Here is a 25,144-nt window from a genome sequence, read left to right on the forward strand (position 1 = left end):
ACGCCGGGAGCGTCACATGCACGAGTTGAGTATCGCCAGCAGCGTGGTCGAGATTTGCGCGGAGCAGGCGCACGGCGCGCGCGTCAGACGGGTCACGCTGGAGATCGGGCAACTCTCGGCGGTGATGCCGGAGGCGATCCGTTTCTGTTTCGACGTGTGCGCGAAAGATACTGCGGTCGAAGGCGCCACGCTGGAGATCGTCGAAATTCCGGGGCAGGCGAGGTGCCTCGCGTGCGGCGCGACGCTCGACGTCGAGGTGCCGTTCGGACAGTGCGCGTGCGGTAGCGAGGATCTCGAGTTGATTGCCGGGCAGCAGTTGAAAATCCGGCAGATGGAGGTAGTGTGATGTGTACGACATGCGGGTGCTCGGAGACGGGGAGTGCGGCGGCGGTGACCGATCTGGATGCGCAGACGAAGCCGGCGGCGGGTGCGGTTGAGACGGTTTATCGGCGGGTGGATCGGCCTGCGCATGGGCCTGCGCATCCGCATCCGCACACGCATCCGCACACGCATCCACACGAGCACGACCATACGCATCCGCACGAGCACGACCATGAGCATCCGCACGACCATGAGCATCCGCCGCATCGCCACGACGAACACGGCGCGACGATCACCTTGGAGCAGGACATTCTGGCGAAAAACCAGCTACTGGCCGAACGCAATCGCGGCTGGCTGGCGGGCCGTTCGATCGTGGCGCTCAACCTGATGAGCTCGCCGGGTTCGGGCAAAACCACGCTGCTCGAACGGACGATCCGCGACCTGGGCGAAACGTTGCCCATGTCGGTTATCGAAGGCGATCAGGCCACGCTCAACGACGCCGAACGGATTCGCGCGACCGGCGCCCGTGTGGTGCAGATCAACACGGGTACGGGATGCCATCTGGACGCCGCCATGGCAGCGCGGGCGCTGACGCAACTCGATCCGCCGTTGCATTCGGTCGTGATGATCGAGAACGTCGGCAATCTGGTGTGCCCGGCGTTGTTCGATCTCGGCGAAGCGGCCAAGGTGCTGATTCTGTCGGTGACGGAAGGCGAGGACAAGCCGCTCAAATATCCGCACATGTTCCAGGCCTGTTCGTTACTGCTGTTGAACAAGATCGATCTGTTACCGCACCTGCAGTTCGATGTCGAGCGCTGCGTCGACTACGCCCGCCGCGTCAATCCCCGCATGCAGATTCTTCAGGTTTCGGCGCAGACGGGCGAGGGCATGGACGGATGGTACGGCTGGTTGCGCGCGCTGACGGCGGACGCCGCGCCGCGTTCCGCCGCGCGCTGAAAACGCGCCGCGTCGGGTCTTTGGGGTCAGCTCTTTTTGAACAGATCGCGCGCGAGCGAGCACAGCAGCGTGGTCGCCGGCGATTCGTCCTGCAGGCGGCGGCTCATGATGATCGGCGAGACCACGTTGGCCGCCGGAATCGGCCGGTACACCACGCCATGCGCGCGCAAGCCTTCCACGCTTTCCGGCACGAGGCACACGCCCACTTGCGCGGCCACCAGACCCAGCGCGGTCTGCAGTTCCCGCACTTCATGAATCGCTTTCGGCTCCAGCGCGTGATCGTGCAGGGCGGACAGTTGCTGGTCTGCGTAGCTCGGCCGCGGCGTGCTCGGATAGACGATCAAGGTTTCCGCCGCGAGCGCGGCCAGCGTCACCGCTTTCTTCTGTCTGGCGAGCGGATGGCCTTGCGGCAGCGCGGCGATCATCCGTTCTTCGACGAGCACCTCGCGCGCCAGTTGCGCGTCATCGAAACGCAGGCGGCCGAAGCCCACGTCGATGCGGCCACCCTTGAGCGCGCCGAGCTGTTCGATCGTGAACATTTCGATCAGCGACAACTCGATCTGCGGCGCGGCCTCGCGAAACGCGCGGATCACGGCGGGCAACGCGCCATATAGCGTCGACGGCACGAAGCCGATCACGATACGTTCGGCCAGTTGCGCGAGACGCCGGGTGAGCGGCGCGAGTTCATCGGCGTCGTCGATCAGGCGCTTGGCCTGCGCGTAGAAAATCCGCCCGGCTTCGGTGAGCCGCAACGGCCGCGCGCCGCGTTCGAACAGCGGCAACCCGACGCTTTCCTCGATCTGCTGGATCTGGCGGCTCAGCGGCGGCTGCGTCATATGCAGACGATTCGCCGCCCGCGTGATGTTCATTTCTTCCGCGACCGCGATGAAGTAACGCAGTTGACGAAGTTCCATGCAGATCCCTGAGGGAGAGGAGCGCTGATCGATTGCCGCGGTTGGCCACGCGGTTTCCCACCGTGGCGCGGGCGGCGGTTGCCTTCAGCCGGCTTTGCGACCCGCCGCAAAACGCCGCCTGGCCGGCGTCGGCACGAGCCTTCTGAAGCGTTCCCGCTTGTGTTCTTCTTCGAAGTGGCTCAACGACGGCTTCACCAGGTCGCTGCGCGACACGATGCCGATGAGGCGCAAAGTCTTGCCGTCGGCCACCACGGGCAGCCGTTCAAGTCCCTGCACGGCGAGCCGCGTGGCGACGAGTCGGCAGGTTTCGGACGGCAAGGCAAAGACCGGCGTGGTTTGAGCGAACACGTCGGCGAGTGTCGTTGCGCGAGCAAGCGCTTCATCGTCGCGACAGAAACGGTCGAGTGCCGCTCGGTCGGCCACGCCGATCACCGCGCCGTCCCGTATGACCGGATAGGCGCGACGCAACTGCCCGGCGCCGAAATACGCGTTCAGTGCCGCGCCGACCGTCATGCTGGCATCGATCGAATCGACGGCGGCCGTCATGACTTCGTCGACGTAGTGACGTTCGAGCGGATCGACGCCGTACTCGCGATAGATGTGATAACCGCGCCGCGCGATTTTCTCCGTCATGATCGAACGGCGCATGACCACCGTCGAAAAACCATGCGCGATCAGCGTGGCCGTCAACAGCGGCAACAGCGCATTGCTGTCGTGGGTCAGGCCGAAAGCGAACACGATCGCCGTCAGCGGGGCACCGAGCGTTGCGCCCAGCGTGGCGGCCATGCAGACGAGCGGCCACAGCGCCGGCTGGTTGCCAGGCAGCCAGTGCGACAGCACCGTGCCGAGGCCGGCGCCGAGCATCAACAGCGGTGCGAGCACGCCGCCGGAGGTGCCGGAGCCGAGCGCGACGACCCACATCACGGCCTTCACGGCGAGCAGCAGCAGCGCGATTTGCAACGCGATGTGCTGATGCAGCAGGTCGCCGATCACGTCGTAACCGACACCGAGCGCGCGCGGTTCGAGCCAGCCGCCGATACCGACGACGATCCCACCGAGCGCGGGCCACCACATCCAGTGAAGCGGCAGCTTGCCGAACAGATCTTCGGTCTTGTACAACGCAGCGGAAAGCCCGGACGCGAGCGCGCCCGACAGCAAGCCGGCAATCACGCAGGACAGCAGCGCCCAGCTATCCGGCGGGGTGGTTTCGAGCGGAAAGAGCGGGCCCGCACCGAAGCACAGCGCGCGAGCGAAACCGGCGACCGCGCAGGCGATCGCCACCGGCAGGAAACTACGCGGCCGCCACTCGAACAGCAACAGTTCGACCGCCAGCAGCACGGCCGCCACTGGCGTGCCGAACACGGCGGTCATGCCGGCGGCCGCACCGGCGACCAGCAGCGTCTTGCGCTCCGCCGCCGTGACCTTCACGCATTGCGCGATCAGCGAGCCGAGTGCGCCGCCCGTCATGATGATCGGGCCTTCCGCGCCGAACGGGCCGCCGCTGCCGATCACGATGCCGGACGACAGCGGCTTGAGCAGCGCCACTTTCGGCGACATGCGGCTTTTGCCGAACAGGATCGCTTCGATCGCCTCGGGAATCCCATGGCCGCGAATTTTCTCGGAACCGTAACGCGCGATCAGGCCGACGATCAGACCACCGATCACCGGCACGCCGATCACCCACAGACCGAGCGTATTCCCGGCCGGCGAGCGTTCGACGAACGACAGCGTGCCGAAGAAGAACAGATTGGTGAACAGGCGAATCAGATTCAGCAGCACGTATGCCGCGAGCGTGCTGACCGCCCCGATGCACGCGGCTAACGCAAAAATGCCGGGCAGCCGCGCGTTGGCTGAAAAATCGCGCTTGTGTGACGCTGTGCTCATGATTACTCGTAGTCGATCTGTGGAACCTGGAACGCGCCCTGCAGCGATTTCAACTCCGCCCGGTGCAATTCCGCCAGTCGCGCCAGCACCCGTTCGCCGGCTTTCTCAAGATGCACTTCCACCTGGCGGCGATCGGTTTCGCTAACCTGGCGGCGCACCAGATTGAGCGCTTCGCAACGCGACACCAGCGCGACCACGCCGTGATGTTGCGACTGCAAGCGTTCGGCCAGTTCGCCGACGCTCGCCCAGTCGCGCTCCGGATAACCCTTGATATGCAGCAGCAACAGATACTGCAGCGGCGTGATGCCTTCGCTCTGCGCCGCCTGTTCCGAGAAGTGTTCGAAACGCCGCATCTGGTAGCGAAACTCCGATAGTTGCTCGAAGTCGGTTTTTTTCAAGCCGTTAGTGCGTGCTTTCATGGCGTGTCTGCTGGTTTGAATTCGTATCACGAGATGATGCAATGGCTCGCGCTGCGGGTCCGTGCACGCTTTGCATGCTTTGCGCGTTGCCGTTGAAACCGCGCGATATGGCCTGAAGTTCCACTTCATGCAGCAGCGCTTCGAGGTCGTCCGGATCGATGTCCAGCATTTCACTGCGACGCTTCAGCACCGCTTCGAAATCCGCGCGTGTAAAGCCGGCGCGCGGCGGCTCGCCCGTAACGTTGGCGTTGCCGGTCGCGGCGCGGCTCGGCCGGTGCGCGTGCGGGTAACGGTGGCCGGTTGCGGCGTGATAAACCAGCGCCGCCGCCAGCAGCGCGGCCGACTGGATCGCGATCGGCTCCAGCACGAAGCGGTAGCCCAGCGCATGAATGGCGGGGCCGCCCAGCACCGCTGTCAACGCCACCGCGCCGGACGGCGGGTGAACGCAGCGCAGCGCGAACATGCCGCAGATCGACAGCGCGACGGCTAGCGCGGCGGCGAGCGTCGGGTCGCCGATCAGGTTGGCGCAGGTCACACCGATTGCGGCAGAAACGAGATTGCCGCCGATCAGCGACCAGGGCTGCGCCAGCGGGCTCGCGGGCACGGCGAACAGCAGCACGGCGGAGGCGCCCATCGGCGCGACCAGCAACGGAATATTCGCCGCAGGCCCAAGCAGCAAACGCATGGAGCCGCTGGTGAACGCGATGCCGACGAGTGCGCCGAGGCAGGAACGCACGCGTTCCTGCCATCGCACGGAAACCGGTGCGGGGATAAAACTGGCCAGCCAGCGAAGTGCGACGGAATGGAACACGGTGTAGGGACGAGCGAGGTTGAAGACAATGCCGGCGCGAAATTGCCGGACAGAACCCGGCAACGCGAAGGCGCGGTGGCCGCAATTATATGTCAATGTGATATAAATTGCTGGCGGGCTTCAACCCCTACACACGCGACGACAGCGACACCTTGTTGCGCCCGCTTGCCTTGGCGTCGTAGAGCGCCTCGTCGGCGGCTTTGATTACGGCGGTCACTTCGTCATCGCGCTGCGGTTCGCAACTGACCGCGCCGATACTCGCCGTCACGCGTCCGTACTCGCTGCCGGCGTGTTCGATCGCGCAATTGGAAATGGCGTTGCGAATCCGTTCCGCGATTTCCGTTGCGCCTTCCGCCGGCGTATCGGGCAACACGACGATGAATTCCTCGCCGCCGTAACGCGCGGCGGTATCCGCCGGTCGCCGGATGCTGTCGGTAATGCAGCGCGCCACCGCGGCTAGCGCATCGTCGCCGGCCTGGTGGCCGTAGGTATCGTTGTACGACTTGAACCGGTCGATATCGACGAACAGCAGCGACACCATGCTGCGGGTGCGTTTTGCGCGGCGCCATTCCGTATCGAGAATCTCGCCGAGGCTGCGGCGATTGTTCAAACCCGTGAGGCCGTCGGTTCGCGCCAGCAGGCGCAATTCCGACTCCGCGCGCATGCGCCGTCGCAACTGGATGCCGAGCAGCGAGGTCAAGCCGATAAACACCGAGCCGAACACGACCATCAGCGAACCGATTGTCAGCGCGCGGCGGCGCCAGTTCGCATAGATGTCACTTTCCGCGGCGGCGGCCATGATGATCAGCGGCGTATTGGGGAAATTGCTGAACCAGTAGAGGCGCCGCACCCCGTCGATCGACGCGGTATCTTCGAAGCTGCCTTCGTTGGCGGCCATGAAGTGGCGGAAGGTGCTGGCGTTGTGGATATCGCGGCCGATAACCTTGTGATCGTAAGGTTGGCGCATCACCATCACGCCGTTTTTGCCGATCAGCGACAGTGAACCGTGCGGCCCCAGCGAAAGCCCCGCGAACAGCGTGTGGAAATACTCGAGGTTGACCGCCAGCAGCACGATGCCGCCGAACGAGCCGTCCGGATTCGAAATGCGCCGGGTCAGCGCGATACTCGGCGACCCGCTTCTCAGCCGCGACTCGTAAGGATCGCTGACATACGTGCCGACGTTCGGATTGTCGCGGTGAACGATGAAGTATTTTCTGTCGGCGAAATTGCCTTGGCGCGGCACGTCGCTGCCGGAATCGATAACGATATTGCCCTTGGCATCGAGCACGAGGATCGAGCCCAGATATTTGGCACTGGCAGCCCGGTCGAACAACACCTCACGGCGCATTCTCGGCGACAGCGCCATGACCTCCGGGTCCTTGACGTTGTCGACCACGGCTTGCAGCGAGAGGTCGTAGAGCTCGAAATTGCGCTCTATGTCGCGTTCGGCGATCAGCGCGATATCGCGCAAGGTGTCGCGGGTGTGATCGAGCGTGTCCTGGCGGCTTTGGTAAAGCACGATTCCGCATAAACCGACCATTACGATCGCGATCACCGCGCCGCATGCCGCAACGAGCAGCGACGACGACGCGAATTTCCGTGTGACCAGCCCCCGGAAGTCCGCAACCAGATCGTTTTCCGTTTTTATCATCTTTTTCGGACCACGCAAGCCCGGCTTTGGCGACGCCAGGGCGGTCGTCAGGAGGACACCGTGGCGGCAGCGTCCGCCGGGCATCCTGCTTCACTGATGCGGTGCCCATGGTATCAGGCTTAAACCGCCTGTTGCCGTTTGTTTCAGGCGGCCGTTGGCTAACGGTAAGCGTACTGATCAATCGTCTAACAGGTTCAGGGTATACATCGATTAAAGGGCAAAAGTTCGTGATATAGGATTTTCTTCGGGGTTGTCTGGCGCACGCGCATGCACACAGGTTTTGTGGGTGTGGTGGAGCCCGGCACCGGCGCTTTCCTGGCCAGCGCCGTCATGCACACAGCGAGTTATTCCATAACTGAACGACTGGAGACTGACATGGCGGACGAACAGGAAGACAAGGACGACGTACAACACACACGCCGCGGACTGCTGCAAGGCGCGGGCCTCGGCGCGGCGCTGGCGCTGCTCGGCGGCGGCCTGGCGGCGACACAGGCGGCCCGGGCGGCGGAAGGCGGGCCGTTTCCGGACCACAAGCGCTGGAAGATCGTGTTCGTCAACCACGTCACGACGAATCCGTTCTTCGTGCCGACGCAGTACGGCATTCAGGACGCCACGGCGTTGCTCGGCATGGACTATCAATGGACCGGCTCCGCGAATGCGGATATCGCCGAGATGGTGAACGCGGTCAACGCGGCCATTGCCGGCAAGGCGGACGCGATCGCCGTGCCGATCGTCGATCCGAAAGCCTTCGACAAACCGATCCAGGCCGCGCTCGACGCCGGCATTCCCGTGTTTGCCTATAACGCCGATGCGCCGCAGGGCACGTCCAATCCACGACTCGCGTACATCGGCCAGGATCTGTATCTGTCCGGGTATCAGATGGGCGAGCGCATTGCGAGCCTGATCGATAGCGGCATGGTCGCGCTCTTCATCGCAACGCCGGGCCAACTAAACATTCAGCCGCGACTCGACGGCGCGGTCGCCGCGATCAAGAAGTCCGGCAAGAAGATCGACGTGCAGACCATCGCGACCGGCGCCACGGTCAACGAAGAACTCTCCAAGATCAAATCCTTCTATCTGGGACATCAGGACCTGAAAGGCATGTTCGCCGTCGACGCGGGCAGCACGCAAGGCGTGGCGGAAGTGATGAAGGCGTCGAACCTGCCGTCCAAGGGGGTGCATGGCGGCGGCTTCGATCTGTTGCCGCGCACGGTCGAGCTGATCCACGACGGCTTTCTCGACTTCACGATCGACCAGCAGCCGTACGTGCAAGGTTTCTATACCGTGGTGCAGGCATTCGTGTTTCTCGCCTCCGGCGGCCTGGTGGGGCCGGCGAACGTGAACACGGGGCTGAAATTCGTCACCAAAGGCAGCGTCGATCCGTATCTGAGCACCTCGACGCGTTACGAAGGCAAGAGCACCAAGCCTCAGATCGTGCCGCATACGGGTGGGATCAAAGGGTGACGTCTTCCGTGACGGACGCCTCGACCTCTCGCGAACGCCGGCGCTTCGGGTCGGGGCGCATCTGGCGTTCCAGCGAGATTCGCATTCTCGCGGTGGCGTTGATTCTGTGCGCCTATTTCGAAACCGCGAATCATGACTTCCTGCTGACGGGCGCGAGCCTGGAAAACCTGTCGCAGTTCATTGCGCCGGTCGCGCTCATTGCGTTCGGCGAAATCATGCTGATGATCGGCGGCGAGATCGATCTGTCCGCCGGCATGGTGTTCGCGTTCGCGCCGTTCATCATGCACTTCGCGACCGAAGCCGGTCTGCCGGTGTGGGCCGCGTTGCTTGCCGGTTTGCTGGCGGCGTCGCTCGTGGGGCTGATCAACGGCGCGGTCACGGTGTATCTGCGTATTCCTTCGTTTGTCACCACGCTCGGGACGCTCTTTTTCGTCAACGGTTTCACGCTGACGATCTCGCGCGGCACGCCGGTCTCGCCGCCGGACAATGCGAATTTCGCGGCCTTCATGGGCGCGTGGGGTTACAGCGAAATCATCTGGACGGTCGCGATCGCGGCCATCATGCATGTGCTGTTGCGGCATACCCGCTGGGGTTTGCACACCATTGCGGGCGGCGCGAATCCGCTTGGCGCGAGCGAGGCCGGCATTCACGTTCGACGCCTGAAGCTCGGCAACTTCGTGATTGCGGCGGTGCTCGCGGGCTTCACGGGCATTCTCGAAGGCTTCCGGATTACCTCGATCGATCCGCAAGCGGGCGGCAACCAGATCATGTTCCTCGCGGTCGCCGCGGCGGTGATCGGCGGTACGCCATTGGCCGGCGGATCGGGCACGATCATCGGCGGTCTGATCGGCGCGGCGGTGCTGGGGATTCTCAACGATGGGTTCACGCTGATCGGCATCAACGCGTTCACGTTCAACATGATTCTCGGCGCCGCGATTCTCGCCGCGATGATCTTCAACATCCACGTGGTTCGGCTCGCCCGCAAGGGCGACTTGTGATGGCGACGCTACCGGAAGTGCTACCCGAAGCGCTGCGCGGTGAAGATATCGTCAAGCGTTTCGGCGCGGTCACCGCGCTCGACGGCGTGGGTCTGACGCTCAGGCAGGGCGAAATACTCGGCGTGCTGGGCGACAACGGCGCGGGCAAGTCGACCCTGATCAAGATTCTGACCGGCTTTCATCAGCAGACCAGCGGCAAGCTCTTCGTGCATGGCGAGGAAACGCTGCTTCGCTCGGTCGATCACGCGCGCTCGCTGGGCATTGAATGCGTGTATCAGGACCTGGCGCTGGCGAACTCGCTGAGTATCTATCACAACATGTTCCTGAATCGCGAGATCATCCGCCGGGGTCCGTTCCGGCTGTTGAACAATCGCGCAATGCGCGCTCGCGCCGCCGAGTGTCTCGACGAGATCGGCGTGCACGTGCCTTCGGTGGATCTGCCGGTCGAGCAGTTGTCGGGTGGGCAGCGCCAGGCGATCGCGGTGGCGCGCGCGGTCAATTCCAACGCCAGGATTCTGCTGCTCGACGAACCGCTCGCGGCCATGGGCGCTCGCGAGGCCGGGCTGATTATCGACCTGATTTTACGGTTGAAAGAGAAGGGCGGCCTCTCCATCGTCATGATCATGCACAACTACGCGCAGACGCTCGATATCGCCGATCGCGTGATGCTGATGCAGCGCGGCCGCGTGACCTATCAGCGGGAAGCGGCCAGTACCTCGGTGGCGGAACTGATGGAGATCGTGCGGCGCGAGTATCGGGAAATGCGCAGCGCCGCGCAGTGATCCCGGCTGTTTTGTTACGCCATCGCAGCGTGATTCCGCTTGAACCTACAGCTCCCTGAATGCTTCGCCTTCCATACCGCCAAGGTATGGAAGTAGTCGTAATCGGTGTTGGACGACTTCACGAGTTTGTTTCTACCATGGTGTCCTCAGTCGCGCAGTTCAGGAGCGCAGTTCAGGAGGGCATCGCATGACAGCAGCACCCGTGAAGATCGACAGCGTGGAGACGATCCTCGTCGACGTGCCGACGATTCGCCCGCACCGCCTCTCGGTCGCGACAATGAATTGCCAGACCCTCGTGCTGGTGCGCATTCGTTGCGCCGACGGCATTGTCGGTGTCGGTGAAGGCACTACCATCGGCGGGCTCGCGTATGGCGAGGAGAGCCCCGAGAGCATCAAGATCAATATCGACACCTATTTCGCGCCCCTGCTCAAAGGGCGGGACGTCACGCGCCCAGGCGCCGCGATGGCGAACGTACGCACGCTGTTCCAGGGCAACCGGTTTGCGAAATCCGCGCTGGAAACCGCGTTGTTCGACGCGCACGCGCAGCGCCTCGGCGTGCCCTTGTCGGAGCTGTTCGGCGGCCGCGTGCGGGATTCCGTCGAGGTCGCGTGGACGCTCGCGAGCGGCGACACGCAGCGCGATATCGACGAAGCCGCGCGCGTCTACGAGGCCAAACGGCATCGTATTTTCAAGCTGAAAATCGGCGCCCGCGCATTGGCCGACGACGTTGCGCATGTCGTCGCGATTGGCCGGGCGCTCGAAGGCCGCGGCGAAGTGCGGGTCGACGTGAACCAGGCGTGGAGTGAAACCGAAGCAATCTGGGCCGCGCGCCGTTTCGCCGACGCCGGCGTGACGCTGATCGAGCAGCCGATCGCGGCGCACAACCGCGCGGGCCTCAAACGCCTGACCGACCTCGCCATCGTGCCGATCATGGCCGACGAAGCGCTGCACGGTCCCGCCGATGCGTTCGCTCTCGCGAGCGAGCGCGCCGCCGACGTCTTCGCGGTGAAGATCGCGCAGTCGGGCGGTCTGGCCGGCGCGTCGCAAGTGGCCGCGATTGCGGCGGCCGCGCATCTCGATCTCTACGGCGGCACCATGCTCGAAGGCGCGGTGGGCACGATGGCCTCCGCGCAACTCTTCAGCACCTTCGGCGAGCTGAAGTGGGGCACCGAGCTGTTCGGACCGTTGCTGCTCACCGAAGAAATTCTCACCGAACCGCTGCGCTACGAGAACTTCGCGCTGCATCTGCCTGACGGTCCCGGTCTGGGCATCGCGCTCGACTGGGACAAGATCGACCGCCTGCGGCGCGCCACGCACTAGCGCTTCGCCGCTCAGCGTTACCCGCATCAGCACCCGCATCAGTACGCACGGAAGGCTCATCCGCTAGCCATCCAGAACATCAAACGAAGGAGATACCCCATGAACCCGCAAGCCATCGACGCCCTGCTGCAAAAGATCAACGACAGCGCCAGCCGCGAGGGCAATCCGCGCGCGAAGCAGATCGTCCACCGGATCGTGCGCGATCTATTCCATACGATCGAAGACCTCGACGTGCAGCCCGACGAATTCTGGACCGCGCTGAACTATCTCGGCGAAGCCGGTAAGAGCGGCGAACTGGGATTGCTGGCTGCGGGTCTAGGCTTCGAGCATTTTCTCGATCTGCGTCTGGACGAAGCGGAGGCGAAGGCGGGCATCGAGGGCGGCACGCCGCGCACGATCGAAGGTCCGTTGTATGTGGCGGGCGCGCCGCTGTCGGAAGGGCACGCGCGCCTCGACGACGGCACCGATCCGGGCCAGACGCTGGTGATGCGCGGCCGCGTGCTCGGCGAAGGCGGCCAGCCGCTGGCTCATGCGCTGGTCGAGGTGTGGCACGCGAATCATCTCGGCAACTACTCGTACTTCGACAAATCGCAGCCGGCCTTCAATCTGCGCCGCTCCATTCGTACCGATGCCGAGGGCAGGTACAGCTTTCGCAGCGTCGTACCGGTGGGCTATAGCGTGCCGCCGCAAGGTCAGACGCAATTGCTGCTCGACCAGTTGGGTCGGCATGGGCATCGACCGGCGCATATCCACTTCTTTATTTCCGCGCCGGGTTGTCGCAAGCTGACCACGCAGATCAATATCGACGGCGATCCGTATCTGTGGGACGACTTCGCGTTCGCCACGCGTGAGGGTCTCGTGCCGGCCGTCAAACAGGCCGAAGGCGTGGAAGGTCAGGCGTATGGTGTGGACGGTCGGTTCGCGCTGATCGATTTCGACTTCACGTTGTTCAAGGAGCGCGACAACCTGCCGGATGCCGAAGTGGAGCGTGTGCGCGCCGAAGCGTGAGGCTTCAACGCATGGGGCCTCGCGAAATGTGAGGCCTTGAAGCGCGTGACCTCGAAGCATGCGACCTCGAAGCGTAAGGCCTCAAAACGTGTGACCTCAACGCGTGCAAGCTCACAGCCCCGCCAGATGCTCCACGAGCGCCTTCTCCGCGCGTGGCATCGCGTCCCGGTCGCGCATGCAGATCAGCAACTGGCGGGTCGCCCAGCTATCGGCGAGTTCGATCGTGCTGATGCCGGGCGTGTCGCGATAGCGCCGCGCCGCCGCGGCCGACACGATACCGATGCCGGCACCTTGCTCGACCATGCAGCAGACGCCGTCGAAGGTCCGCATATGGGTGCGGAAACTGAGCGTGCGGCCGGCCATCAGCGCTCGCTCGCCGAGGTAGGCCTGCAACGCGCTGTCCGCGCTCAGGCCGATAAATTCCCGCCCGGCGACCTCCGCCAGCGTGGTGCTGGCCAACTGCGCGAGCGGATCGTCGCGGCTCGCGATCAGCACCAGTTTGTCGACCGCGAACGGTAGCGTCTGCAATGCGCCGTGTTCGACCGCATCGGAAATGATGCCGATCTCCGCCGCGCCGGTCAGCACCGCTTTCACCGTCTCGCTGCTTTGGCGTTCCTTCAGATCGATCTGCACGTTCGGGTGATCGCGCAGAAATCGGCCGATTGGCGACGGCAGAAACTCGGTGATCGCCGCAGAATTGGTCCACAGGCGAATGCAGGCTTTGCGGCCTTCCTGATGCTCGCCGAGCTCGCCCTGCATCCGTTCGATCTGGCCGAGCACGAGCCGCGCGTGATGCGCGAGCGTGTCGCCGGTCGGCGTCGATTCCACCCCGCGCCGGCCGCGTTCGAGCAGGGGCATGCCGAGCGTGTCTTCCATGCCGCGCAGCCGCGCGCTCGCCGACGGCAGCGACAGGTTCGCGCGTGCCGCGCCGTGGGTGATGCTGCCGGTTTCGAGGATGTAGAGAAACAGCCGTAGGTCGACGAGATCGAAGCGCATGGAGGGCGTGGAAGTAGATGACGGGTCGCCAGGATTCGGCGTGGGTTTCAGCCTGGATTCTGCCTGGATTTCAGCCTTAGTCCTGGCCTAAGTCACGGTACGTATCTTACGCATTGTGGGCAGCGTACAGGCAATCGACAATCGCGCTTATCGCGGCAATTTATCTGTCTCCTCGTGCCCGGCATTCAACTAATGGCGCGTGCGGTCGTTTAATCAGCAACCGGTCAAAGCAAAGGGGAGGTGAGAACGTGTGGCCCACTATTCTGGATACGTTGGGTGCATTGGCGGTGCTGGCTAGCGTGGCCGCGCAGATCGCGTTTCTGCGCAGGAAGCCGTGAAGCCGAAAAACGCTGAAGCGCCGTAAAACGCCAAACCACTGCAACAGCTCACGGTTTGCGCTCAACGCGGCGCGAGCCGCTCCGGCAGCGCATAGCGCTGCATCGTGCGCTCCATACCGTCGAGAAACGCCTGCTCGGCGGCATTCATCTTGCGCGCGCGCAGCCACAGCAGATCGATATCGACATCGACCAGACCTTCATCCGGCGGCAGGCGCCACAACCGCTGTTGCGCGAGATCGTCGCGCACGATGTGCTCCGGCAAACAGCCGATGCCGTAACCCGCGAAGATCAGCCGCCGCACTTCGTCGAGACTCGGCGACGCGGCCACGATACGCCCTGTGAAACCGCGCTGATCGCGAAACACCGTGAGCGGCGACAGGCTGTCGCCGATCTGGTCGCTGGTGAACGACACGAAATTTTCCGCCAGCAACTGATCGATCGACAACGCATGCCGCCCGAACAGCCGATGATGCCGGCCGCAGAAAAGCGCATACCGTTGCCGCAGAAAACAGCGCTGTTCGAGTTTGTCGACCGGCGTGCGGCACAGTCCGAGCCCGGCGGTCGCGGTCTTCTGCAACAGCGACGAGATGATGTCCGACGAACGCATCACCTCGATCTGGAAATCCACCCGCGGATAGGTCTTGTGGAATTCCGCGAGGAATTCGTCGTAGACGCCCGAGTCGATCCGGCTCACGGTCAGCAGCCGGATCGAACCGGTGATGTCGTCGCTGCGATCGTCGAGTTCGGTTTCGAGCCGTGACATGTGGCCGTAGATATCGCTCGCGATCCGATACACCTCTTCACCGGCGCGCGTGGGTTCGAAGTGCGGACCACGGCGCTGGATCAGCGTGCGCCCGAGCGTGTCTTCGAGCCGCTTGAGCGCCTGGCTGACCGCCGGTTGCGTGAGATGCAAACGCGCGGCGGCGCGACTCACGCTGCGCTCCTGCATGATCACCAGAAAGGTGCGCAGCAGGTTCCAGTCGAGCCGGTCGTTCAGAAAACGCGTGACGTCCGCGCGCAGTTGGGTCATCGGTTCGCCTCAGTGGGTCGGCAAGGTACTAGCGAGGTATAAGCCAGATTTATAGTCAAGATAATAAACCGAAATTTGACTAATGTTTTATGGATGGCGATAAAAGCCCTCGACAGATATCCATCCGGAATAACAACTGAGGAGCCGCCATGAACCCTTCGACCGCCCCGACCCGCCAGCCCGTGCGAGCGGCCAGCGCCGCTTTCATCGGCACCATGATCGAGTGGTACGACTTTTATATCTACGCCACGGCCGCCGCGCTGGTGTTCGGCGAGTTGTATTTCCCGTCGCACGATCCGTTCGTCAGCACCATGGCGTCGTTCGCGACCTTCGCGGTCGGCTTCTTCGCGCGGCCGCTGGGCGGCGTGATTTTCGGCCACCTGGGCGACCGGATCGGCCGCAAGAAGGCGCTGATGACCACGCTGATGATGATGGGCGTGGCGACCGTGTGCGTCGGTCTGCTGCCGGCGTACACGAAGGTCGGCATGCTGGCGCCCGTGCTGCTGGTGTTGCTGCGGGTGGTGCAGGGCATCGCGGTGGGTGGCGAATGGGGCGGCGCCGTGCTGATGGCGGGCGAACACGCGCCGCAAGGGCGGCGCACGTTCTTCGCGTCGTTCGCGCAACTGGGCAGTCCGGCCGGCCTGATTCTGTCGCTGATCGCGTTTCGCGCCGTGACCGCCATGCCGCACGACGATTTTCTAGCCTACGGTTGGCGTCTGCCGTTTCTGGCGAGCGCGGTACTGCTCGCGGTCGGCATTTTCATCCGGATGGGCGTGAACGAGTCGCCGGAATTCGCGCGCGAGAAAGCGGCGAAGCGCACCGTCGAGTTGCCTATCGCCGAGGTGTTCCGCTCGTCCGGCGCGCTCGTCGCGTTGTGTATCGGCGCGAATACTATCGGGATTGCCGGCGTGTATTTCACCAACACGTTCATGATTTCGTACACCACGCAGAACGTCGGCGTGTCGAAGTCGCTGATTCTCGATTGTCTGTTCGCGGTGGCGATCATCCAGTTTCTGGTGCAGCCGCTCGCCGCTTTGCTCGCTGAGAAACTCGGCGCTGCGCGTTTCCTGAAGCTTGCCGCGTTCGCCGCGATGCTGTCGCCGTATCCGATGTTCACGCTCGTACAGAGCGGCAACCGCGGTTCGATGATCGTCGGTATCGCGCTGGCGGTGGTATGCATGGCAAGCTTTTATTCGGTGATCGCGGGCTTTGTCAGCGGTGTGTTTCCGGTGCGCGTGCGTTATTCCGCGATCTCATTGTCGTACCAGGTGTGCGGCGCGATTGCCGGTGGTTTGACGCCGCTCGCGGGCACCTGGCTCGCGCACAAGTTCGTTGGGCAATGGTGGCCGCTGGCGGTGTTTTATACGTGTCTCGCGGGCATCTCGCTGTCGTGCATCGTCGCGCTCGATGCGCTCAAGCACCGCCGCGCGGATGCGCCCGAAGCGCTGCCGGCACGTTGAATCGAAGAGGACAATCGCGATGTTGAAAGTCGATGGACAACGCCTGTGGGCGAGTTTGATGGAGATGGCGCAAGTGGGCGCGACCGCGCGTGGCGGCGTGCGCCGGCTGGCGCTGACGGAGGAAGATCGGCGCGGCCGCGCGCGGTTCGCCGAATGGTGCGAAGCGGCCGGCATGACGATGCGCTCCGATGCGGTCGGCAACCTGTTCGCGCGCCGTGAAGGCACGGATGCGGATGCGAAGCCGATCCTGATCGGCAGCCACCTGGATACGCAACCCGAGGGCGGCCGTTTCGACGGTGTGTATGGCGTGCTGGCCGGTCTCGAAGTCGTGCGCTCGCTGAATGAACAGGGGATCCACACGCACCATCCGATCGAGGTCGTGTCGTGGACCAACGAGGAAGGCGCGCGTTTCACGCCGGCAATGCTGGGCTCCGCGGTGTTCGTCGGCGCGACGCCGTTGGTCGACGCGTTGCGCACGCAGGACGCGCAAGGCGTGACGCTCGCCGAAGCGCTCGAAGCGTGCGGCTGCACGAGCGACGCCAAACAATTGACGACGCACGACGTCGAAGCCTATTTCGAGGCCCATATCGAACAGGGGCCGATTCTCGAAAGCCACGGTCATCCGATTGGCGTCGTGACCGGCGGGCAATCGATCCGCTGGCTCGATATCGAAGTGACCGGCATCGCCGCGCATGCGGGCACTACGCCGATGCCTTACCGCAAGGACGCGTTCTTCGCAGCCTCGGCGATGGCGCTCGAACTCGAAGCCCTCGCCGGGCGTTACGCGCCTCAGGGGCTAGTCACGATCGGCCAGATCGACGTGCCGAATTCGTCGCGCAATACGATTGCGGGCAAGGTGGCGTTCACCGTCGACCTGCGTCATCCCGACGACACGAAGATCGACGCGATGGAGCGCGACGTGCGCGCCGCCTTCGAGCGCGTCGCCGCGCAGCGCGGTGTGCAAGCGTCGATCTCGACCTACTGGACCAGTCCCGCGACGCCGTTCGATCCGGCCTGCGTGGCGCTGGTCGAGGACGCCACGCGGCAGCTCGGCTATACCTATGAGCGTATCGTCAGCGGTGCGGGGCATGATGCGATTCATCTGGCGCGCCACGTGCCGACCGCGATGGTCTTCATTCCGTGCGTGGACGGTCTCTCGCACAACGAAGCCGAAGACGCGTTGCCCGCCGATGTGACCGCCGGCGCGAATGTGTTGCTCAATGCGGTGCTGGCGCGCGCGAAAGTGGCCGCGCCGGTGCTTGCATGAAACATCTGAATGCCTGAACCCGCTTGAACCCGCCTGAACCAAGGAATCTCACGATGCAGACGTTTTTTCATCCGGCGCAGTTGAAGCATCATCCGCGCAGCTATCTGTCGCGCGGCCAGATGCGCACGCCGCAGGAAGTCCCCGAGCGCGCGTTGCGGCTCGTCGAGGCGGCAAAAAAACTCGGCTTCGACGTGCGTGAGCCGGCCGATTTCGGCAGCGCGCCGCTCGCTGCCGTGCATGGCATGAACTATCTGCGCTTTCTCGAAGAAGCACACCGAGAGTGGAAAAAGATGCCCGCGGAGTGGGGCGACGAAGTGATGTCGAACGTGTATATCCGCGAGAACAATCCGCTGCGCGGCGTGCTTGCGCAAGCCGCGCGTTATCTGGCCGATGGCAGTTGCCCGGTCGGCGAGCACACGTACGAATCGGCCTACTGGTCCGCACAAAGCGCGCTGGCCGGTGCGCAGGCGTTGCTCGACGGCGCGGGCGAAGCGTACGCGTTGTGCCGTCCGCCGGGGCATCATGCGCGCGCCGAAGCGGCCGGTGGTTTTTGCTATCTGAACAATGCGGCCGTTGCCGCACAGGCGCTGCGCAAACGGTATGGACGCGTGGCGATTCTCGATACCGACATGCACCACGGGCAGGGAATTCAGGAGATTTTCTACGACCGCGACGACGTGCTGTATGTGTCGATTCATGGCGACCCGACCAATTTCTATCCGGTGGTCGCAGGTTTCGACGACGAACGCGGCACGGCGCAAGGCGAGGGCTACAACGTCAATCTGCCGATGCCGCACGGTTCGCCGGAAGCGGTGTTCTTCGAGCAATTCGATACCGCGCTGGGCGCGCTCGCGCGTTTTCAACCGGATGTGCTGGTGGTCGCGCTCGGCTTCGACATCTACAAGGACGACCCGCAAGCAATGGTGGCCGTGACGACCGAAGGTTTCGGCGAATTAGGCAGCAAGCTCGGCGGATTGAAACTACCCACGCTGATCGTGCAGGAAGGCGGCTATCACATCGAAACGCTGGATGCGAATGCGCGTTCGTTCTTCGGCGGCTTTGCTTCGATGCGTTAATGTAATCGGATCGATAACATTTTTCCGGGCGCAACGCGTAACGCTTGCGCCACCCGTTTCCGATTGTTCTGCTCAAGCGACGTATCTGTTCGTTTACAACCGCTTTATCCGCGACGCATACCCGCCTACATTGCTTCCAGTGACAGCGCCATTGCATCTCCGGCTTCATCGGGGTCAGTACCGCGACTCTTCGCGGCAACCGGCCGGCGCGAAACCCAGTTAAAGGAAACGATCATGAGCAAGCTCACAGGTAAGGTTGCAGTTGTAACTGGCGCATCGAAAGGTATCGGCGCGGCCATTGCGAAGGCGTTGGCTGCGCAAGGCGCGTCGGTGGTGGTCAACTATGCGTCGAGCAAGGCGGGTGCCGACGACGTCGTCGCCGCGATCACGGCGTCGGGCGGTAAGGCCGTGGCGGTGGGCGGCGACGTGTCCAAAGCGGCCGACGCGCAAGGTATCGTCGACGCGGCGGTCGAAACGTATGGCCGTCTGGACATTCTGGTCAACAACTCGGGCGTGTACGCGTTCGCACCGATCGAAGAAATCACCGAAGAGCATTTCCATAAGCACTTCAACGTCAACGTGCTGGGTGTGTTGCTGGTCACGCAGGCGGCCGTCAAGCATATCGGCGAAGGCGGCAGCATCGTCAACGTGAGTTCGGTGGTGAGCCGTATCACGCCGGCGGGCAGCGCGGTTTATACCGCGACCAAGGGCGCGGTGGACGGCATTACCGGCGCGCTCGCGCGCGAACTCGGTCCGCGCAAGATCCGCGTGAACTCGGTGAATCCGGGCATGGTCGCGACCGAAGGCACGCATAGTGCGGGCATTACCGGCGCTGACTCCGATTTCGAAGCGTGGGCGCTCAGCACGACGCCGCTCGGTCGCATCGGCCAGCCGGAAGATATCGCCGACGTGGTGACGTTCCTCGTGTCGAACGACGCGCGCTGGGTGACGGGTGAAAGTCTGATTGCGAGCGGCGGCTCGCGTTAAGCGGATGCGGCGCTGAGACGTTAGGTTCTTAAACGTCTCGGCGCCGCCGCTGTTCTTTCGCGCTATCCCGCCACATGCGGCGCCGGTTCCGGCAACTCCACCGCGAACAACGCATCGAGCAGGTTCGATCCCGGCCGCTCGGCGAGTCGTGTCAGCGATTCGATCATCCGCACCTGGCAATCCTGCAGCGGGACCATGCGGATCCGCCGCGACTCCTTGAATTCCGCGCGCGCGATCACCCCCACGCCTAGCCCTTGCGCGACGGCTTCTTCAAGCGCTTCGCGGCCGTCCACATACATCACCGGTTCCACCTGCAAAGACTCGCGCACCAGCTCGGTTTCGAGCAACTGCTGCGTGACGGATTGCGGCTCGCGAAAAATCATCGGCTGCCGGACCAGTTCCGCGTAGCTCAGCTTGCGTTTCTTCGCCGCCGGATAATTCGCCGGGACCATCGCCACCAGCGGATCGCGCCGCAACACCCGCGCCTCCAGCCGGCTGTGGACTTGCGGCGCGGCGGTAATGGCGGCGTCCACCGCGCTCGACAGCACGCGCTGCATGCAATCCGCCGCGTTGGCGATCGACAGCGTCACGACGATTCCTGGATGCAGCTTGCGAAACGCGCCGATCAGCGCGACCGCCAGATCGGGTGCGTCGGCCACGATCGAGAGCGACCCGGACTCCAGCCCGCCCGCCGATTCGAGTAATTGCCGCGCGTCGCGCTCGCAACTCAGCATATGCCGCGTCACCGCGAACAGACGCAGACCGAGTTCCGTGGTGTCGACGCCGCGCGGTCCGCGCTCGAACAGTTTGACGCCGTATTCCTGCTCCAGCCGCCGCACGTGGTCCGACACCGCCGGCTGCGTGAGCGATAGCGCCTGCGCCGCTTTCGAAAAACCGCCGTGTTCCGCGACCGCATGAAACGCCCGCAATTGCGCGTATTGCACGTGTGCCTCGCTGAGTGATAAGTTTTTACGATACATGCATCGATTATATCGATTTTACCGATGGACCAAGTTTCGCTACTGTGTCAGTCATCGAAACAGCGTTATCGGAGATTCCGGCCATGCACAGGGTGATCGACCGTCCTATCGCAGCGTCCCCGGCAGAGACCTTCACGTGTGCGGTGCCGGCCAAAGGCGAGCCGTATCTGTTGACGCCGGGTCCGCTCACCACGGCGCTCTCGACCAAAGAGGCGATGCTGCGCGACTGGGGCTCGTGGGATGGCGACTTCCGCGCCATGACCGCACAGTTGCGCGCCGGCCTGCTGGAGATCGCGGGCGATACCGCGGGCGACTACGATTGCGTGCCGCTGCAAGGCAGCGGCAGCTACTGCGTCGAGGCGATGCTCGGCAGCCTGATTCCGCGCGACGGCCATGCGCTGGTGCTCGCCAACGGCGCGTACGGCAAGCGCATCGCCACCACGCTCGGCTATCTCGGCCGCACGGCCACCGTGCTCGACAAGGGCGACTATCTGCCGCCGCGCGGCGCCGAAGTCGAACGTCTGCTGGCCGCTGATTCGAGCATCACGCATGTGGTCGCGGTGCATTGCGAGACCAGCTCGGGAATTCTCAATCCCATTGAAGAGATCGCCGCCGCCACCGCGAAGCAGGGCCGCAAACTGCTGATCGACTCGATGAGCGCATTCGGCGCGGTGCCGCTCGACGTGCGGCAGATTCCGTGCGAGGCGTTCGTCTCGTCGGCGAATAAATGTATCGAAGGCGTGCCGGGGTTCGGCTTCGTGATCGCTCGTAAAAGCGCGTTGCAGGAAGCGAAGGGCCGCAGCCATTCGCTCGCGCTCGACGTCTACGATCAGTGGGACGTGATGAACCGCACCGGGCAGTGGCGCTTTACGCCGCCCACGCACACCGTGGCCGCGTTTATCGAAGCGCTGCGCCTGCATAAGCTCGAAGGCGGCCAGGCCGGCCGCCTCGCGCGTTACGCGAACAATCGCGACGTGCTGGTCGCCGGCATGGGCAAGCTCGGTTTCGAGCCGCTGCTGAACGCGCGCTGGCGCTCGCCGATCATCGTGACGTTTTTTGCGCCGGCGCATCCGTCGTTCCGCTTCGAGCGCTTTTACGAGTCGATGAAGCAGCAGGGTTTCATCATCTATCCGGGCAAATTGACGGTGGCGGACAGCTTCCGCATCGGCTGTATCGGTCAGGTGGATGAGCATGTCATGCGCGCCGTGGTGCGGGCTTGCGCCAGTTCGCTGCGAGAGATGGGCGTGCCGGGCGCGGAGCCGCCGGCCGCCGCGCTCGAAGAACGCAAGGCGTTGGCGGACGCGGACTGAATGCGCCGGACGTCGGCGGAACACGCGAGGATAGCGGGTCATCAACCGCGCGGCACGTTGCGCGCGGCTGGGCAATATCAAAGGATCGAAGTGAAATGAAACACGTCAAAGCAGTGATTTTCGACTGGGCCGGCACGGTGGTCGACTATGGTTCTCTCGCCCCGATGGGCGCCTTCGTCGAGACCTTCGAACAGTTCGGCGTGGCGATCTCGATCGACGAAGCACGCGGTCCGATGGGCATGGCCAAGCGCCCGCATATCGCGGCGCTGATGGCATTGCCGCGCGTCGCGCAGGCGTGGGCGGACAAGTATGGCCACGCGCCGGGCGAAGCGGATATCGACGCGGTGTACGACGTATTCGTGCCGAAGAACATCGCGGTGGCGGCGAGCTACAGCTCGGTGATTCCGGGCGTCGCGGCCGTGGCGAGCGCGCTGCGCGGCGACGATATCCGCATCGGCACGACCACCGGCTACACCCGCGAGATCATGGCCGAGATCGTGCCGGGCGCGGCCGAGCAGGGCTTTTCGCCGGACAGTATCGTCTGCACCGGCGATACGCCGGAAGGCCGGCCGTCACCGTACATGATCTACAAGACCTTGCCCGCGCTCGGCGTGTGGCGCGCCAAAGAGGCGATCAAGGTGGACGACACCGAGGTCGGCATTGAAGAAGGGATCAACGGCGGCACGTGGGCGGTCGGTGTCGCGGTGAGCGGCAACGCGTTCGGCATGGCCGAAAATGACGTCAAGGCCCTGGCGCCGGACGAGTTCGCCTGGCGGCGCCAGGCGGCGATTGAGAAGCTGCGGTCGGCCGGTGCGCATTATGTGATCGATAGCGTCGCGGATCTGATGCCGGTGGTCTATGAGATCGAGGCGCGGCTGGAGCGCGGCGAGCGGCCGTAAGCGGTCCTTGAGCGGCTGGCTTTGTGAGTCAGGCGCTCACTTGAAAAACCCCACCGCCAGATCGATAAACTCGCGAATCTTGCGCGGCACGAATTCGCGGCTGGGGTACACGAGCGAGACGGCCACGTCGCCGTTGGTGACCGCGTAGTCGTCGAGCACGCGCACGAGGGTGCCGCTGCGCAATTCGTCGGCGACCATTTCGAGCGGCAGCAGCGCAATGCCCATCGCGCCTAGCGTGGCCTGCTTTTGCATGATCATGCTGTTGACCGTGAACGACGCATCGAGCGCGATGCTTTCTTCGTTGCCCGCAGTGCCGTTCGCAGTGCCGTTGTTACCGTGTTTGCCGTTGTCACCGCTATGGCTGAACACCCACGTCTGCGGACTGGTGTCGAGCGCGGCGGCAATCACGCGATGCCGCGCCAGATCGGCCGGCGTTTTCGGCTGGCCCGCCTGCGCCAGATACGCGGCCGCCGCCACCGGCACCGCGTGCGAGTTGATCAGACGCCGCACCACCAACGACTCCGAACGGATCATATGTTCGGTGACGATCCCCACATCGAATCCCCCTTCAAGCAGGTCGACCCGTTTCTCGGTGAGCGTGACGCGCAGATTCACCTGCGGAAACTTCGCCTGATATTCCGCGAACAGCGGCGTGAGCCGGAACAGCGAGAAGCTGCCGAGCGCCACGATACGCAGATCGCCCACGACTTCCTTCGACGTAGTGGTCGCGCGCGATTCGACTTCTTCCAGTTCCGACATCACCACGCGGCAACCGTCCGCGTAATCCGCGCCGGCTTCGGTCAGCACGACTTTGCGGGTAGTGCGCTGGAACAGCCGGATACCGAGGTGTTTTTCAAGGCTCGACACGTGGCGCGTCACCACGGAGGTCGAGACGTTGAGTTGCTCGGCGGCCTGCGCGAAGCTGCCCGCTTCGGCGACTTTGACGAAGGCCTGCATGGCCTGAAAGAGATTGATCATGTCAGTGCGAAAAGCGGTGTCGTTTAAGCGTGCGTGTCGTGGCGGGCGACGATCCGTCCGTTCGCCACCACCAGTTTGCGAGCGGGCCGCGCGACGATCGCCTGCGCGAGCGTGTCCGCGTCGACCAGCACCAGATCGGCGCGGGCGCCGGCATACAGGCCGTAGTCGGTGAAGCCGCAAGCGCGCGCGGCCGTCGTGCTGACGCAATCGAACGCGATGGCCAGCTCGTCGTCACGACGCAGGTCGTAGCGCATCGCGATCAGCATCGCGCGTTCGAGCATGTCCGGCGAGCCATAAGGCGTCCAGGTATCGCGTATGCCGTCGTTGCCGCCGAACAGCGTGACGCCTTTTTCAAGGCAGGCTTTCAGCGGCGGCACCGGCGTCGAAGCGGGGGCCGTGGTCAACAGCGCGACACGCAGATCGGCGAGGCGCGCGAGCAACGCGTCGCGTTCGCGCTCGGGCAGCGCACCGAGACAGAACGCATGGCTGACCACCACGCGCCCTTGCATGCCGAGCGCGGCGACGCGATCGAGCAGCAGCCCGAGCGTGAATGCGCCGACTTCGCCGGGCTCGTGCAAGTGAATGTCGATCGGCTTCTGATGACGCTGCGCGAGCTCGAACGTCAAGTCGAGCGACGCCACCGGATCGCCGTCGATCAGCGCGGGATCGAGCGCGCCCAGCACGTCCGCGCCTGCGTCCAGCGCCTGCCCGAGCAATGCGCCGGTGCCGGGACGCCCGAGTACGCCCGATTGCGGAAACGCAACGATCTGCATCTCCAGCACCTCGCGCAACGCATCGCGCGTGGCGAGCACGCCTTCAAGATGACGCAGCCCCGCGTCGGTATCGATATCCACGTGCGTGCGCAAACGCGTCGTACCCGCCTGCAGGAACGCACGGGCGAGCGCGAGCGACTGCACGCCCGCGTCGTGATCGCCTTGCGCGCGGAACCGCCGTTCGTTCTCGATCCGGTCGGTCAGCTTCGGGCCGACCTCGTTGCGATACCACGGCAAGCCCCAATGCGTTTTGTCCAGATGCGTATGACCTTCGACGAAACCGGGCAGCAGCAACGCGCCCGCGCCGTCTTCCAGCATCACGCCGGGCTCGCGCGGCAGGTTCGGGCCGAGCGCCGCAATGCGGCCGTCGGTGATCGACACGTCGACGCGGGCGCCGTCTGGCAGACGGACATCGGTGATGAGCAAAGCGTGGGTGGTCGTGGTCATGAGAGCGGGTCGGCTGCGATGCGCGTGATCCGGGCGCGCGTCGGCGATAAGCAATGGTCTGCTGAAAGAGTGC

The 25,144-nt window shown here is 64.1% G+C and carries 22 protein-coding genes and 1 pseudogene; 13 read left to right on the forward strand and 10 right to left on the reverse strand.

Annotation, left to right across the window (positions count from 1 at the left end; genetic code table 11):
* The first annotated feature begins 16 nt into the window (after positions 1-16).
* Positions 17-346: a hydrogenase maturation nickel metallochaperone HypA gene (hypA, locus tag GGD40_RS01085; protein WP_179704139.1), complete on the forward strand. Its 330-nt coding sequence runs from the start codon at positions 17-19 to the stop codon at positions 344-346.
* On the forward strand, positions 346-1,278 hold the full coding sequence (gene hypB, locus GGD40_RS01090; protein ID WP_179742531.1) for a hydrogenase nickel incorporation protein HypB: 933 nt from the start codon (positions 346-348) through the stop codon (positions 1,276-1,278). The genes hypA and hypB overlap by 1 nt, the downstream gene beginning before the upstream one ends.
* Positions 1,279-1,304: 26 nt before the next feature.
* Here the strand turns inward: hypB and GGD40_RS01095 are convergent, their stop codons facing one another.
* The 5 genes and pseudogenes from GGD40_RS01095 to GGD40_RS01115 all read right to left on the reverse strand — a co-directional run bounded on the left by GGD40_RS01095 (position 1,305) and on the right by GGD40_RS01115 (position 6,957).
* Complete coding sequence (locus tag GGD40_RS01095; RefSeq protein ID WP_179742532.1) at positions 1,305-2,192, reverse strand: LysR family transcriptional regulator; 888 nt, start codon at positions 2,190-2,192, stop codon at positions 1,305-1,307.
* Positions 2,193-2,276: 84 nt separating this feature from the next.
* Positions 2,277-4,076 (reverse strand): chloride channel protein, encoded by a 1,800-nt coding sequence (locus tag GGD40_RS01100; RefSeq protein WP_179742533.1) that lies wholly within the window; start codon positions 4,074-4,076, stop codon positions 2,277-2,279.
* A 2-nt stretch (positions 4,077-4,078) separates the two neighbouring features.
* A complete protein-coding gene (locus tag GGD40_RS01105; protein WP_179704147.1) occupies positions 4,079-4,495 on the reverse strand; it encodes a MarR family winged helix-turn-helix transcriptional regulator in 417 nt (138 codons plus the stop codon).
* 91 nt (positions 4,496-4,586) lie between these two features.
* Positions 4,587-5,306: pseudogene (locus GGD40_RS01110) on the reverse strand (HPP family protein); the annotation flags it as partial.
* 127 nt (positions 5,307-5,433) lie between these two features.
* Positions 5,434-6,957 carry a sensor domain-containing diguanylate cyclase gene (locus GGD40_RS01115; RefSeq protein WP_179742534.1) on the reverse strand — a complete coding sequence of 508 codons (1,524 nt, stop codon included), beginning with the start codon at positions 6,955-6,957 and terminating at the stop codon, positions 5,434-5,436.
* 375 nt (positions 6,958-7,332) lie between these two features.
* Here GGD40_RS01115 and GGD40_RS01120 point away from each other — a divergent pair, with 375 nt between their 5' ends.
* From GGD40_RS01120 to catA, 5 genes are all read left to right on the forward strand, one after another.
* Entirely contained in the window at positions 7,333-8,421 is a 1,089-nt protein-coding gene (locus GGD40_RS01120) for a sugar ABC transporter substrate-binding protein (protein ID WP_179742535.1), read from the forward strand.
* Positions 8,422-8,480: 59 nt separating this feature from the next.
* Entirely contained in the window at positions 8,481-9,419 is a 939-nt protein-coding gene (locus GGD40_RS01125) for an ABC transporter permease (protein ID WP_373565309.1), read from the forward strand.
* On the forward strand, positions 9,419-10,201 hold the full coding sequence (locus GGD40_RS01130) for an ATP-binding cassette domain-containing protein (protein WP_179742537.1): 783 nt from the start codon (positions 9,419-9,421) through the stop codon (positions 10,199-10,201). Before GGD40_RS01125 ends, GGD40_RS01130 begins: the two co-directional genes overlap by 1 nt.
* A 187-nt stretch (positions 10,202-10,388) precedes the next feature.
* Positions 10,389-11,522, forward strand: a complete 1,134-nt coding sequence (locus GGD40_RS01135; RefSeq protein ID WP_179742538.1) for a muconate/chloromuconate family cycloisomerase — start codon at positions 10,389-10,391, stop codon at positions 11,520-11,522.
* Between the two features lie 99 nt (positions 11,523-11,621).
* Positions 11,622-12,530 (forward strand): catechol 1,2-dioxygenase, encoded by a 909-nt coding sequence (catA, locus tag GGD40_RS01140; protein ID WP_179704157.1) that lies wholly within the window; start codon positions 11,622-11,624, stop codon positions 12,528-12,530.
* Between the two features lie 111 nt (positions 12,531-12,641).
* On the opposite strand, the gene GGD40_RS01145 is transcribed toward catA, so the two are convergent.
* Both GGD40_RS01145 and GGD40_RS01150 read right to left on the reverse strand, forming a co-directional pair.
* Positions 12,642-13,526 (reverse strand): LysR family transcriptional regulator, encoded by an 885-nt coding sequence (locus tag GGD40_RS01145; protein WP_179742539.1) that lies wholly within the window; start codon positions 13,524-13,526, stop codon positions 12,642-12,644.
* Between the two features lie 399 nt (positions 13,527-13,925).
* Positions 13,926-14,885: a LysR family transcriptional regulator gene (locus GGD40_RS01150; protein ID WP_179744828.1), complete on the reverse strand. Its 960-nt coding sequence runs from the start codon at positions 14,883-14,885 to the stop codon at positions 13,926-13,928.
* Positions 14,886-15,043: 158 nt separating this feature from the next.
* On the opposite strand from GGD40_RS01150, the gene GGD40_RS01155 reads away from it, so the two are divergent.
* The 4 genes from GGD40_RS01155 (at position 15,044) to GGD40_RS01170 (ending at position 19,684) form a co-directional block, all read left to right on the forward strand.
* The gene (locus tag GGD40_RS01155) at positions 15,044-16,354 is read left to right on the forward strand and encodes an MFS transporter (protein ID WP_179704161.1); all 1,311 of its coding nucleotides are present in this window, start codon (positions 15,044-15,046) and stop codon (positions 16,352-16,354) included.
* 19 nt (positions 16,355-16,373) lie between these two features.
* A complete protein-coding gene (locus tag GGD40_RS01160) occupies positions 16,374-17,621 on the forward strand; it encodes a Zn-dependent hydrolase (protein WP_179742540.1) in 1,248 nt (415 codons plus the stop codon).
* 53 nt (positions 17,622-17,674) lie between these two features.
* On the forward strand, positions 17,675-18,697 hold the full coding sequence (locus GGD40_RS01165) for a histone deacetylase family protein (RefSeq protein ID WP_179742541.1): 1,023 nt from the start codon (positions 17,675-17,677) through the stop codon (positions 18,695-18,697).
* Positions 18,698-18,931: 234 nt separating this feature from the next.
* Entirely contained in the window at positions 18,932-19,684 is a 753-nt protein-coding gene (locus tag GGD40_RS01170; protein ID WP_179704167.1) for a glucose 1-dehydrogenase, read from the forward strand.
* Positions 19,685-19,746: 62 nt separating this feature from the next.
* Here GGD40_RS01170 and GGD40_RS01175 read toward each other — a convergent pair whose 3' ends face one another.
* A complete protein-coding gene (locus tag GGD40_RS01175) occupies positions 19,747-20,628 on the reverse strand; it encodes a LysR substrate-binding domain-containing protein (RefSeq protein WP_179742542.1) in 882 nt (293 codons plus the stop codon).
* Positions 20,629-20,747: 119 nt separating this feature from the next.
* On the opposite strand from GGD40_RS01175, the gene GGD40_RS01180 reads away from it, so the two are divergent.
* Complete coding sequence (locus tag GGD40_RS01180; RefSeq protein ID WP_179742543.1) at positions 20,748-21,974, forward strand: 2-aminoethylphosphonate--pyruvate transaminase; 1,227 nt, start codon at positions 20,748-20,750, stop codon at positions 21,972-21,974.
* 95 nt (positions 21,975-22,069) lie between these two features.
* Positions 22,070-22,873 carry a phosphonoacetaldehyde hydrolase gene (gene phnX / locus GGD40_RS01185; RefSeq protein ID WP_179742544.1) on the forward strand — a complete coding sequence of 268 codons (804 nt, stop codon included), beginning with the start codon at positions 22,070-22,072 and terminating at the stop codon, positions 22,871-22,873.
* A gap of 36 nt (positions 22,874-22,909) precedes the next feature.
* Here phnX and GGD40_RS01190 read toward each other — a convergent pair whose 3' ends face one another.
* Entirely contained in the window at positions 22,910-23,851 is a 942-nt protein-coding gene (locus GGD40_RS01190) for a LysR family transcriptional regulator (protein ID WP_179742545.1), read from the reverse strand.
* A 23-nt stretch (positions 23,852-23,874) separates the two neighbouring features.
* Positions 23,875-25,071 (reverse strand): amidohydrolase family protein, encoded by a 1,197-nt coding sequence (locus GGD40_RS01195; RefSeq protein WP_179742546.1) that lies wholly within the window; start codon positions 25,069-25,071, stop codon positions 23,875-23,877.
* Between the last annotated feature and the right edge of the window lie 73 nt (positions 25,072-25,144).

The organism is Paraburkholderia bryophila (assembly GCF_013409255.1).
GTDB lineage: Bacteria > Pseudomonadota > Gammaproteobacteria > Burkholderiales > Burkholderiaceae > Paraburkholderia.

Excerpts from the sequence above, each read along its gene's own strand:
- hypA (WP_179704139.1), top strand. The coding sequence starts at position 17 with ATGCACGAGTTGAGTATCGCCAGCAGCGTGGTCGAGATTTGCGCGGAG.
- hypB (WP_179742531.1), top strand. The coding sequence starts at position 346 with ATGTGTACGACATGCGGGTGCTCGGAGACGGGGAGTGCGGCGGCGGTG.
- GGD40_RS01095 (WP_179742532.1), bottom strand. The coding sequence starts at position 2,192 with ATGGAACTTCGTCAACTGCGTTACTTCATCGCGGTCGCGGAAGAAATG.
- GGD40_RS01100 (WP_179742533.1), bottom strand. The coding sequence starts at position 4,076 with ATGAGCACAGCGTCACACAAGCGCGATTTTTCAGCCAACGCGCGGCTG.
- GGD40_RS01105 (WP_179704147.1), bottom strand. The coding sequence starts at position 4,495 with ATGAAAGCACGCACTAACGGCTTGAAAAAAACCGACTTCGAGCAACTA.
- GGD40_RS01115 (WP_179742534.1), bottom strand. The coding sequence starts at position 6,957 with ATGATAAAAACGGAAAACGATCTGGTTGCGGACTTCCGGGGGCTGGTC.
- GGD40_RS01120 (WP_179742535.1), top strand. The coding sequence starts at position 7,333 with ATGGCGGACGAACAGGAAGACAAGGACGACGTACAACACACACGCCGC.
- GGD40_RS01130 (WP_179742537.1), top strand. The coding sequence starts at position 9,419 with ATGGCGACGCTACCGGAAGTGCTACCCGAAGCGCTGCGCGGTGAAGAT.
- GGD40_RS01135 (WP_179742538.1), top strand. The coding sequence starts at position 10,389 with ATGACAGCAGCACCCGTGAAGATCGACAGCGTGGAGACGATCCTCGTC.
- catA (WP_179704157.1), top strand. The coding sequence starts at position 11,622 with ATGAACCCGCAAGCCATCGACGCCCTGCTGCAAAAGATCAACGACAGC.
- GGD40_RS01145 (WP_179742539.1), bottom strand. The coding sequence starts at position 13,526 with ATGCGCTTCGATCTCGTCGACCTACGGCTGTTTCTCTACATCCTCGAA.
- GGD40_RS01155 (WP_179704161.1), top strand. The coding sequence starts at position 15,044 with ATGAACCCTTCGACCGCCCCGACCCGCCAGCCCGTGCGAGCGGCCAGC.
- GGD40_RS01160 (WP_179742540.1), top strand. The coding sequence starts at position 16,374 with ATGTTGAAAGTCGATGGACAACGCCTGTGGGCGAGTTTGATGGAGATG.
- GGD40_RS01165 (WP_179742541.1), top strand. The coding sequence starts at position 17,675 with ATGCAGACGTTTTTTCATCCGGCGCAGTTGAAGCATCATCCGCGCAGC.
- GGD40_RS01170 (WP_179704167.1), top strand. The coding sequence starts at position 18,932 with ATGAGCAAGCTCACAGGTAAGGTTGCAGTTGTAACTGGCGCATCGAAA.
- GGD40_RS01180 (WP_179742543.1), top strand. The coding sequence starts at position 20,748 with ATGCACAGGGTGATCGACCGTCCTATCGCAGCGTCCCCGGCAGAGACC.
- phnX (WP_179742544.1), top strand. The coding sequence starts at position 22,070 with ATGAAACACGTCAAAGCAGTGATTTTCGACTGGGCCGGCACGGTGGTC.
- GGD40_RS01190 (WP_179742545.1), bottom strand. The coding sequence starts at position 23,851 with ATGATCAATCTCTTTCAGGCCATGCAGGCCTTCGTCAAAGTCGCCGAA.
- GGD40_RS01195 (WP_179742546.1), bottom strand. The coding sequence starts at position 25,071 with ATGACCACGACCACCCACGCTTTGCTCATCACCGATGTCCGTCTGCCA.